Annotated in this window: 3 protein-coding genes; all 3 read left to right on the top strand. The window is 77.1% G+C overall.

What is annotated here, in order from left to right; genetic code table 11:
• Positions 1 to 33 precede the first annotated feature (33 nt).
• Positions 34 to 5,034: a DNA-binding protein gene (locus K7854_RS26635; protein WP_226029077.1), complete on the top strand. Its 5,001-nt coding sequence runs from the start codon at positions 34 to 36 to the stop codon at positions 5,032 to 5,034.
• A 94-nt stretch (positions 5,035 to 5,128) separates the two neighbouring features.
• Positions 5,129 to 8,635: a DUF5682 family protein gene (locus K7854_RS26640; RefSeq protein WP_226029078.1), complete on the top strand. Its 3,507-nt coding sequence runs from the start codon at positions 5,129 to 5,131 to the stop codon at positions 8,633 to 8,635.
• Positions 8,632 to 10,784 (top strand): SWIM zinc finger family protein (locus K7854_RS37550; RefSeq protein WP_264087765.1); only part of this gene is annotated, 2,153 nt, incomplete at its 3' end. The genes K7854_RS26640 and K7854_RS37550, both read left to right, overlap by 4 nt.

A 10,784-nucleotide genomic window follows, 5' to 3' on the forward strand; every position in this document is an offset into this window, starting at 1 on the left:
GACGCCCCCCATATCCACGAAAGGCACCCGATCATGAACGACGGCACGACCCGGGACGCGGCGAGCACCCAGGCGGAGGAGCTGCTGCGCGCCGGTGCGGTACTCCCGCCGGGCACCACCGGGGCAGGCGAGCGGGCCGTGCCCGTGTACACCCGGGCCTACCGGCATCCGGGCCTGGACGGCCGGGTCGTGGTACGCCTGACGCCCGGGGACCGGGACGGGACGGGCGACGGCGCGTTCCTCGGACTGCGGCCCGCGGGCGAGCCGGTGGAGGTCGGTGTCGGACAGCACCGGGCCATGGGCTTCCCCGAGTGGGTGCTGGTCCGCCACCCCTCCGACGGCCATCTGGCGATGTCGCTGGTCGAGGAGATGGACAAGGTCGCCCGGACGGTGCGCTCCCGGGCGAAGAAGGCCCGCGCCGCCTACGAGTCGATCGGGGCGCGCCTGGCGGACTCCGTGCCGCACTTCCTGCCCACCTTCTACGAGGAGGCCGGCCGGGTGTTCCTGGCCGCCGGCGAGAAGGCGTACGCCTCCCAGATGTTCGTCAACGCCCGCAAGGCCGAGACGGCCCACGCGCTGCCGTTCGACGAGGCCCGCATGGACGCCGTGTTCCTGGAGTTCGCCCTCGCCGACGCCGTGCCGACCAAGGTGCTCTCCAGCTACGCCAAGGGACTCTCCTCCCGGGTGCCGGCCGCCACCGCCTTCCGGCACCTGCGCGGGCTCTTCGTCCGGCTCGCCGCCCACGACGTGGCCCCCTCCAGCCCCGGCGCGGGCGATCTGCGCAGGCTGGCGAAGGCCGTCGCGGGCAAGAACGCGCTCGCCGAGGAGATGGCCTACCTGCGCGAGGTGCTGCCGCTGCCCGGCACCCGCAAGGCGCCGCCCGGCTGGTGGAAGGCCCACCGGGCCGCCCTGAAGGAACTGACCCGGCGTGAACCCGCCACCCGCGGCACCCTGCTGGGGCTGCTGCCCTCGGGCTGGGAGCAGGAGGACCTGGGACAGTGGCTCGACCTGCTGGACGGCACCGGCGCCGCCGGGGGGCTGTGCGACACCGCGCTGCCGGCCGAGGTGCGGTCCCCCGACGGCACGGCCGGCTGGGCCCGCAGATTCCTCGCCCTGTGCGGCACCGGCGAACGGCGCCTCGCCCCGCCCGAGCTGCATGCGCTCGTCGACCGCATGGCCGCTGCCCTGCGCGCCGAACTGAACGACGAGGGCGGCACGTTGCGGCCTCCCGTCGGCGACGTCGACCTCCTCGACCAGCTCCTCGCCCTGGGCGTCCCGGTCGGCGACCCCGAGGACCGCCCGTGGCTCAACCTCCACGACTGGGCCGCTCGCGACGAACGGCGCGACCTCCTCGCCCTGGCGGCCGACACCCGCTTCCGAGCGGTGTTCCGGAGCGGCTGCCCCACCTACGAGCGCGAGGGCATCGACAAGCGCACGGTGACCCGGCTCGCCGAGTCGCCGGGCGGCCGCCCGATGCTCGCCGAGTGGGTGGCCGGGATCAGCCGCGGCTACCTCACCAGCGGGCTGGGCGACTTCGCCCTCAACAGCGGCCCGTTCGAGGCGCTGAACTGGCTGCCGGGCGAGGTCCTGGCCACCGCCGAGCAGGAGGTGCGGCAGGCGCTGGGCACCGGCATGGCGCCCGTCCTCGCCCGCGCCCTGCGCGACGGGATCATCGACGAACTGGGCTGGCCCGCCTGGGACGAGGCGATCGGCGCGTCCGCGACCCCGGAGCGGGCCCGCGCGACACGGGTGGCCGAGGCCTGGCCGCACCTCGTCGTCCTCGACGGCACGCACGCCCGGGTGATCGGCGCGCGGGGCACGCTCCTCAGCCACGAGCTGCGCCTCCCGGAGGGGGCGGGCAGCCCCGACGTCCGGTACGTGGACGGCCAACTGCTCGTCTCCTGGTACGCGTCCGACACGTCGGCCTCGTACGGCTACTGGTACCACCCCGACACGGGCATCTCGCCGACGACGGAACTCGTCGGCGACGTCCGCTCCTCCTACGCCTGCCGCGCGGACGGCAGCGCCGGGACCAACGGCATGCCGTCCGCCTCCCTCCCGCTCCCCGGCGGCGGCACGACCACCGGCCGCGGCGTGCTGCGGCCCGGGGACACCCACGTCCCGTGGCGGCGGCGGGTGATCGGCGACGGCACCTCGTACTGGGTCTGGGTCGATGACTGGTCCCGCGAGAAGAACAGCACCTGGCACGCCTACGACCCCGCCGACAACACCGAGGGGGAGCGCGGCGGCCCGGACTGGTTCGCCGAGGGGCTGCGCGCCGCACCGGAGGGCAGCACCCTCGGCACCGCCTGGCTGCTGCCCGCCGCCGGCGCCGAACCGGGCCCGGTGTGCGCCCCGGTGGACGGCCTGCTCGGCTGGCGGGTGATCGTCCGGCCCGACGGCTCGCAGCACGGCGAGGACCTGGCCGGCCGCTCGGTCGTCGTACCGTGGCGCGTGGGCGGGAAACCGGAGAACGTGCTGGTCTTCCCCGGCACCGACCGCGCCGTCACCGTGCTGCGCTGGTCGAGCGACATCCAACTGCGGGACTCCGGCCAGGCGGTGCTCGCCCGGTTCAATCGTGATCAGACGGCCGGCCCCTTCTCCGCGGGCACCCCGCTGTTGCCGCCCCTGCGTTACTGGCACCTGCTCCGGCCCCGCGACCCGCAGGGCTCCGCGGCGCTCCGCCGGGTCGGCGACGACCTCGCGGCCGCGCTGCTGGCCGCGGCCATGGCCGAGCCCCCCGGGGACGGGGCGGCGGACCGGGACGCGGTCCTCGAACCCGTCCGCACCCTGCTCCCGGAGGTCGGCCACGAGGCGCTGCGCCGGGGCATCACCGGCCTCGCGCGTTACGCCGCCGAGCAGCAGCGCGTCCTGGACGGGCTGCTGGCCCGGCTGGACTCGGCGGTCCGGGGCACCACCCCGGAGGAACCGCGGCCCGCCCTCGGCGACCGCCTGCTCGCTTCCGCGCTGAACGGCGTCGGTCTGACCGAACGCGACGCGCGCGGGTACTACGACTTCCAGCACAGCCTCTTCGAGCTGCCGCAACTCCTCGCCCACTCGATGAAGGGCCTGGCCGAACCGTCTCCAGCGGGCATCTTCCACCTGTCGCTCGCCAAGCAGGAGCCGCTGGAGCACCTGAACGGGCTGGCCCTGCCCGAACTGCCCGCCGTACTGGCGCTCCGGGCGGCGTCGGAGGCCACCGTGGCGGAACACCGCCAGGCCCTGGACGCCTTCCTCGGCGAACTGGACGCACACGGGCTGACGGAGCTGGACCCCGCCCACTGGCGCCGGGTGCACCTGGCCTTCGACCCCGACACCTTCGACGGCCCGGGCGAGGCCTATGGGTACGTCAGGGGGACCGTGCTCAACCTGGAGGGCGGCGCCTTCCTCGTCTTCCCCGACGACTGGTACCGGTTCGTCCACGAGTACGGCCCCCACGAGGTCAAGGGCAGGCACTACGGCGCGGCCTACCACGACCCGACCGGCCGCTTCGCCACACCGAAGCCCTACACCCCGGTGTCCGAGGAGCCGTTCGTGCCGGAACCGGTCCGGGCACCCGGCTGGGTCGCCGCCTTCCGCGCCGAACTGGCCGAGCGCGGCCCCGTGCCCTGGCGCCCCGAGGCGGCCGAGGAGTTCGCCCGGCTCACCGGCGTCACCCCGACCACGGCCCGGCTGGTGCTCGCCGGAATGCCGCAGATCGACGACAAGCGCGTGAGCGTGCCCTCCGCGACCCTGAAGGTCATCGGGGTGAAGGCGGCCGACGCCCGGGTGGCCAAGGACGAGCTGCGGTCCCTCGACAGCGGCGCCCTGCGGGCCGTGGTGGCGGCACTGCTGCCCACCGAGCCGACCCGGCTCTGGACGCACGGCCCGGACACCGCCCACGCGGCAGAGGTCTGGAACGAGCGGCTGGGCAGACGCACCCCGCTGCCCGAGGAGGTGCTCCACGACGCCGTCCGCACCGTCGAACCGGTGGGCTGGGCCCCCGGCGCCGCCCTGCGGGGCTTCGTGGACCTGGCCACCGAGCCCCGGCTGACGACCGACCTGACCTGGAGCTTCGGCCGCTACTACCTGGAGACCGCCGAGCCGACGCCACGCTTCGACGGCTCGGTGCTCAAGGGATCGGTGGCCCTGGCCGCGTGGCTCGCCCACCGGCTCCCGTCCGGCGACCCGGTCCGGGCCACCCTGCCGGGCGTACTGACCGCGCTGCGCGAGCGGTTGGCCCACCCCGGCCTGCTGCTCGCCCTCGACCGGCGGGGCATCGACTGGGAGGCGTTCAAGCGGGCCGCCAGCGACCCCACCGAGACCGGCGACGGCTTCGAACGGTACGGCGCGGTCGTCCTGGGCACCGGGGGGACGGAACCGCTTCCCGCCATCCGGCCGGCGCTGCTGGACGCCGCCGGACACGACCCCCACCTGGCGGCGCTGCACACCGGTGAGCGGCCGAACGCCCAGGAGACGGCCCTGCGCCTGGTCCACGACCGGTCCTTCGCCGAACTCCTCGCCGATCCGGGCCACCCGATGGCCGGCGAGCGCGACGCGGACGGGCTGTGGTGGCCCCAGGACCCCGCCCGCTCCGTGCCCGACCTGGTCGTCGAAGCGGCCAAGCGATACGGCATCGGCGAGGACGCCGCAGTCCTGTACCTGATGCTGCTCGCCATGCCGGACCCCACCGACCGCAACACCGCCCGCTGGACCGGCTGGGGCGGGCAGCGCGGCGGCACCGCCCGGCTGCGCGCCGCCCGGGCCGAACTCGCCGCCACCGACCTCGTGGTCGAGGGCAGCCGTGCCAAGGCCGGGCGCTCGCTCTTCCTGCCCTGCGGCTGGGCACAGCCCGGCAACCCGCATCTGCCGCTGGAGCGGTGGAAGCTGCCGATGTACGACCTGTTGGAGGGGGAGGCGCCCGTCCTGGGGGTCATCGTGCCCACCCGGCCCGTCGCCGGGCTGTACCGGGAGGCGTGGCGGCGCGTCCAGGACGGGGACGCGCCGCGGCTGGAGGAACTGGAGGTGCCGCGGCCGCGGAAGCGACGCCGCTGACGCAGGTGCGCGCCGGGGACGGCCGGGCCGTCGCACCCGGCCGTCCCCGCCCACCACCCTCCCCCTCCTCCTGTCCGAGCCCGCACCAGGAACCATGACCGCACGCGAAGAGACCGTCGCCCGGCCGACCGCGCCGGCGGCCCGCACACCGCCCTGCCTGATCGGAGTACGCCACCACAGTCCCGCCCTGGCCGTCGCCGTCCCCCGGCTGCTCGACGCGGCGGAAGCCGACGTGGTCTGCGTGGAACTGCCGGCCGACTTCCAGCCGTGGCTGCCGTACCTCGCCGACCCGCGGACCGTGGCGCCGGTGGCCCTGAGCGGTGCCCACGAGGACGGACGGCTGCACTTCTACCCGCTCGCCGACTTCTCGCCGGAACTGGCGGCGATCCGCTGGGCGCGGGACCGGGGCGCGGAGGTGGTCTGCTGCGACCTGCCGCTGGCAGACCCGGGCTGGTCCCGCGGGCAGCCGGAGGACACCGGCGTCGACGTCGACGGGCTGTGGGAGCGCACCGTCGAGGCACTGGCGCCCGGCAGTACTCCCGAGGCCGTGCGCCGCGCCGCGCTCGGCTTCGGACGGCTGCTGCGCGAGGACGTCGCGGCCCACGGCGGCATCACGGCCTGTGACCTGGCCCGCGAGGCGCACATGCGCCGGGTCCTCGCCGAGGCGGGGCGGCGGCGCCGGACCGCGGCGGTGGTCGGCGCCTTCCACGCGGCCGGACTGGCCGACGGTGGCGAGGGCGCCGTGCTCGTGCGGGGCGGGACCGCCGGTCCGACCGGCCCCCGCTCCCCGGTCGTGACCTCCCTCGTGCCCTGCGCTTTCGCCCTGCTGGACCCCCGCTCCGGCCACCCGGCCGGCATCCGCGACCCGCGCTGGCGGCAGGCGGTGCTCGACGCCGGCGGCGACCCCGGCCGCATCCGGGACGCCACCGCCCGGCTCATCACCGAACTGTGCCGCGAGATCCGCGCGTCCGGCGACACGGCGGGCACCGGAGAGGCCGTCGAGACCCTGCGGCTGGCCTGCGACCTCGGCACCCTGCGCGGTCTGCCCGCCCCCGGCCGCGGGGAACTGCTGGAGGCGGTGACCTCCGTACTCGGCCACGGCCGGTCCCCCGACCGGGAACTGGGCGCCGTCCTCGTCGGCTCGGGCCGCGGACACCTCGCGCCCGGCACGCCCCGCTCCGGCCTCGGACCCTGGGTGGAGGCGGAACTGGCCGCGCTGCGACTGCCCGCACCGGCCGACCCGGGCAGCCGGGACCTCCGGTTCACGCCGCTGCGCTCCGCCCTCGACGCCCGGCGCGAGATCCTGCTCCAGCGCCTGCGGGAATGCGGGGTGGGCTACGCGGAGCCCGTCGAGGTGACCGGGGCCGGGGAGGGCGGCGCGCTCACCACCCGCTGGCGGGCCGCGTGGACGCCGTCGGTCGCCGCCCGCCTCGAACTCGTCGGCGTCCGGGGCGTCACCGCCGCCCAGGCTGCCGACGGCACCCTGCGGGAGAACCACCGCCGGGCTGCCGAGGCGGGCCGGGTCACCCCGGCCCGGGTCGTCGCCCTGCTGAGGGCCGCGGCCCGGTGCGCGCTCGTGGACCTGCTCCAGGACGGCCTGGCGGAGGCCGAGCGCGTCCTGCCGGGAGCCGCGGGCCTGCCCGAACTGCTCGACGCCCTGGACCTGTTGGAGTCCGTACGCCGACGGCACCTGCCCGGCACCACCGAACGCGTCCGGGCCCGGGCGGCCCGGCTCTCCGGCCTGCTGTCGGAAGCCGCCGTCCGGGTCCTGCCGGGGCTGGCCGGCAGTGACGAGCCCCGAGACGCCGTCGCGGTCGTCACCCTCGCCGTCCGCAGTGCCGAGGACCGGCTCGGCCTGCGGCTCGACGGCGAGCTGTACGCGCTCTCCCGCACCGGTTCCCCGCTCCTCCAGGGCGCCGCCCAGGCCGCCCGGGTCCTGCTGGACCTCGACGGCTCTGAGCTGCTGGGCGCGAGGCTCGCCGGCTGGGTGGACACCGCGACGGGACCGGACGGCCGGCGCCGGCTGGAACGCCGGCTCACCGGGGTGCTGGTCGCGGCCGGGCCACTGATCGAGTCCGTGCCCACCGCCCTCGGCCCGCTGTTCGAGCGCGTGGAGACCATGGGCGACCGCGACTTCCTCGACCGGCTGTACGCCTTGCGCGGCGGCTTCCGGGCGCTCACCCCGGACGGACGGACCCGGGTGCTCGCGGCCGTCTCCGACCGCCTGGGCGACCGGCCCGACCTGCGGCTCCCCGCCCCGGCCGGGCTGGTCGGCCGGTGGGCCGCGGCCGACGGCGAGGGACACGCCCTGCTGCGGGACCTGGGCCTGGCGGACCTGGTGCGCGCCCCGGCACCGGCACACACCGGGGCCGTCCCCCGGCCCGCGCCGCCGACAGCGCCCCCCGGCGCCGGGGCCGTGCCCGGAGCCGGGGCCCCGCGGCTCGGCCCCGCCGACCGCTGGCGGCTGCTGCTGGGCCGCGACACCGCGCGACTCCCCGCGGAGCTGCGGCCGTACGCCCGCGCCCTGGACGAACTGTTCGAACGGGAAGCAGACGCGGCGGGGGAGGGAAGCGGAGAGACGGGGCAGGACGGGGACGGCACGGACGGCGGCCAAGGCGGCGCCGGCGACGACCGCACCGGCGGCCGGGCGCGGGGCTACCCCGGCGTCCGGCACTGGGCCGAGGACCTGCAGGCCCTCTTCGGCCCGGAGATCAGGGAGGAGGTCCTCGGACGTGCCGTCGCCGACGGACGTACGGACGCCGTCGAACTCCTCGACGCGGCCACCGCCCGGCCCTCCGTGGAGCTGCTGTCCACCGTGCTGTCACTGGCCAGGGGAATGCCCGAACAGCGGCTGGCCGGGCTGCGGCCGCTCGTGAAGCGGCTGGTGGCGGAACTCACCCGGGAACTCGCCGTCCGGCTCCGCCCCACACTGACGGGTCTGACCACCCCGTTCCCCACCCGGCGGCCCGGCGGCCCGCTCGATCTGCCCCGCACGCTGCGGGCCAACCTCGCGCACACCCGCGGGCGGGAGGACGGCCGGGTCGAGGTCGTCCCGGAACGGCCGGTGTTCAGGACCCGTACCGCGCGGCGGAACGACTGGCGGCTGATCCTGGTCGTCGACGTCTCCGCGTCCATGGAGAACTCGGTGGTGTGGTCGGCGCTCACCGCCGCGGTCCTGGGCGGGGCGCCCATGCTCTCCACCCACTTCCTCACCTTCAGCACCCAGGTCGCCGACTTCACCGGTCTGGTCGCCGACCCCCTCTCGCTGCTCCTGGAGGTGAAGGTCGGCGGCGGCACCCACATCGCGGCCGGGCTCGCCCACGCCCGCTCCCTGGTGCGGGTGCCCGACCGGACCCTGGTGGTGGTCGTCAGCGACTTCGAGGAGGGCGCCGCGGTCGACGGGCTGCTGGCGGAGGCCGGGGCCCTGGTCTCCTCCGGTGTGCGGCTGCTGGGCTGCGCGGCCCTCGACGGCGAGGGAACGCCGCGATACTCGGTGCCGATCGCCCGCCGACTCGCCGCCGCCGGGATGCCGGTGGCCGCCCTCAGCCCGCTCGCGCTCGCCCGCTGGGTCGGCGACCAGGTCCGAGGAGCCTCCCGATGACCCGTCACCGGCCGGGCCGGGGCGGCCCGCTCCCACCGGTCGCACCGGAGGTGCTCGCCGCCGCGGTGGAGGGCCTGACCACCCGGCTGCGCCGCAGACTCGACGCGGCCGTCGAGTCGGTGGCCGCCACGCCCGTCGAGACCGGCGAGGACGGCACGTACGGCGTCCGCTGCGGCGCGGACGCGTGGGTGACCCTGAGCCCGGGCCCGTCCGGCACGCTCACCTCACCCGACCAGGCCCGCTGCACCTGCCTGCTGTCCCCCCGCTGCCTCCACCGCGCCGCGGTTCTGAGCGCAAGCCCGACCGCGAACGCGCCCCAGTCCCCGGGACGGGACCTGTCCCTGGACCGGGACCTGTCCCTGGACCGGGACCTGTCCCTGGACCGGGACCTGTCCCTGGACCGGGACCTGTCCCTGGACCGGGACCTGTCCCCGGACCGGGACCTGTCCCCGGACCGGGACCTGTCCCCGGACCGGGACCTGTCCTCGGGCCGGGTCCCGTCCCCGGAACCGGACCCGTCCCCGGAACGGGGCGCGTCCCCCGTTCCCGCCTCATCCGCCGGACACGCCCCGTGCCCCGAGCCCGTCCCGGCCACCGCACCCGTCCCGGTCACCGAAGCCGCCCGGTCCACCGCGCACGTTCCGGTCACCGAAGCCGCCCGGTCCACCGCGCACGTTCCGGTCACCGAAGCCGCCCGGTCCACCGCGCACCTCCCGGTCACCGAATCCGCCCGGTCCGTCGAAGGCGCTCCGTCTGCTGGACGTGTTCCGTCCACCGAAGGTGGCTCGTCAGTTGGGCCTTCTCCGTCCGCCGGACCCGCCTCGTCCGCCGACGGCGCCCGGTCCGCCGGAGATGTCCCGCCTGCCGCAACCGCCCCGTCCGTCGGACACGTCCCGTCTCCCGGATCCGACCCGTCTCCTGAAGCCGCCCGGCCCGCCGAAGTCGCCGCGGCCACCGAGTCCGCCGCCCGCGCCGGGCGTTCGGTGTCCGTCGTGGGACCGGCGTCGCCCGTCGCGTCGGGACGGCCGTCCGACCGGCAGGTCCGTGCCGCCGGCGGGCTGTGGACCGCGGCCTCAGCCGTCCTGGCCGCCGGGGCCACGGCCGCGGGCGCGGTCCCGCAGGCCGAGTTGCTCCGGGCCGCGCACACGGCCCGACTGGCCGGACTGCACCGGGCGGAGGGCGCGGCCCTCGACGTCGTACGCCAGGTGCGCGAGGCGCGTGACCCGCAGGGCGCCCACCGGGCCCACCGCACGGACGAGTTGGCCGCCGCCCTGCGCGAACTGCTCCTGGTCACCCACCGCCTGAAGGCGGCCGACCCCGACCCCGGGCTGATCGGCGGCGTCCCCCACAACCACCGCCCCGACGCACCCCTGCGCCTCTACGGCGTCTGCCGCGAACCGGTCGTCGGACCGGGCGGCACGGGCGGCGTCGTCACCCACCTCGTCGACGGCACCGGCCGCTGGTACACGCTCCGCGACGTCGGAGCCGGGGGCCCGGCGCGAGCCCGCCGCGCCGGTACCGCCCACGTCGCCGTCCGGACCTTCCTGAGCGACCACGAGCGGCTGTCCCGCGGTGGTCTGGTCGTCACCGGTGCGGTCGTCGCCCCGGACGGCCGGCTGCTCGCGGAGCGCGGCGTCCGGGCCACCTACGCCGCCGGGCGCCCCTGGGCCGACGTGGTGCCCGCGACCACCGCCCCCCACAAGCCCGGGGCCGGGCACGCCCCGCCGCTGACCGGGTGCGACGTACAGATCGTCGCCGCCGACGGCGACGAGGTGCTGGTCCGCGTCCTCGCCGGTGACGTCCCCGGGCCGACCGTCCGGCTGGCCCCGGCGCACCGGCACCCCGCCCTCGCGCACACCGCCAACCTCCGCCGGCTGGGCGCGTGTCCGGGGCTGCGGGTACGGGTGCTCGGCCGGGTCGACCCCGGCCGGGCCACGACCCTGCGCCCCCTGGCCGTGGGCCCGGTGCCTGGGGCCGTGCCGACCCTGCGGCTGCCTCAGGAGTGGCGGGACCGCGCCGACCTCCGCCCCCCCCCCCCGTGGGGGGGGCGCCCCCCCCCCCGGGCGGCCCGGGCCCCCCCAGTTCTCCCCCTCCCCGCCCCCCTCCCGCCCCCCCCCCCCCCCCCCCCCCCACCCCCCCCCGCCCGTTC

It is taken from the genome of Streptomyces hyderabadensis, assembly GCF_020404845.1.
Lineage (GTDB): Bacteria > Actinomycetota > Actinomycetes > Streptomycetales > Streptomycetaceae > Streptomyces > Streptomyces hyderabadensis.

Bases quoted from the DNA above. Each gene is read 5' to 3' on its own strand.
- K7854_RS26635 (WP_226029077.1), top strand. From the start codon at position 34: ATGAACGACGGCACGACCCGGGACGCGGCGAGCACCCAGGCGGAGGAG.
- K7854_RS26640 (WP_226029078.1), top strand. From the start codon at position 5,129: ATGACCGCACGCGAAGAGACCGTCGCCCGGCCGACCGCGCCGGCGGCC.